This window comes from Halorubrum sp. SP3 (genome assembly GCF_005435195.1).
Lineage (GTDB): Archaea > Halobacteriota > Halobacteria > Halobacteriales > Haloferacaceae > Halorubrum > Halorubrum sodomense.
This window is the reverse complement of sequence record NZ_SGTU01000103.1, coordinates 525-1,263: the sequence shown is the minus strand read 5'-3', so window position 1 is coordinate 1,263 and position 739 is coordinate 525. Positions and strand designations below refer to the sequence as shown.

The window sequence follows — 739 nt, the reverse complement described above, 5'->3', positions numbered from 1 at the left end:
AGACGCTGTACGACGACGACGGTGAACGCATCTTTCCAGACCGTCAGGTCAACACGGTCCCCGTTGATATGACCCACGAAGAACGGCAGTTCTACCGTGCCGTTACTGACTACGTCCAGAACGTCTACAACCGATCTGAGAAGTTGAACGAGCCCGCGGTCGGGTTCGCGATGGCGCTCATGCAGAAGCGACTTGTCAGCAGTATTGGCGCCATCAAAGCGACACTGAGCCGTCGCTTAGGCGATCTCGTCGATGAACAGTCAAGTTCCACCAGTCTCTCGGAGGAGGCGTCCGCGTATCTTGACGGTGAAGACCTCGACGAAGAGGATAAAGAACGAGTAGAGGAGGAACTCTCTGCGCTAACCGTCACTGAAAGCGACGCGCAACTCGAGGAAGAGATCGAAACGCTGCGCGATCTCGTCTCGCTGGCCGAGGGCATCTCTGTCGACTCGAAGGCCCAGAAGGTGCGCCGCTACATCCAGCAGTTGCTCGAGGAACAACCCGACGAGAAACTCCTGCTGTTCACAGAGTATACTGACACGCTCAACTATCTGCTTGAGCTAGTGAAAGATGAGCCGTGGGCCGACGAGATCCTCGTTATTGATGGTAGCGTTGATAAAGAGGAACGCGCCCGAATCGAGGAGGAGTTCAACCACGGCCAGTCCCGTCTGCTGTTTGCGACTGACGCGGCCAGCGAGGGTATCGACCTCCAGCACAGTTGCCACATCATGGTGAACTA

1 protein-coding gene is annotated in these 739 nt (G+C 56.3%); it reads left to right on the top strand.

What is annotated here, in order from left to right; genetic code table 11:
- Positions 1 to 739 (top strand): C-terminal helicase domain-containing protein (locus EXE42_RS15620; RefSeq protein ID WP_137706919.1); only part of this gene is annotated, 739 nt, incomplete at both ends.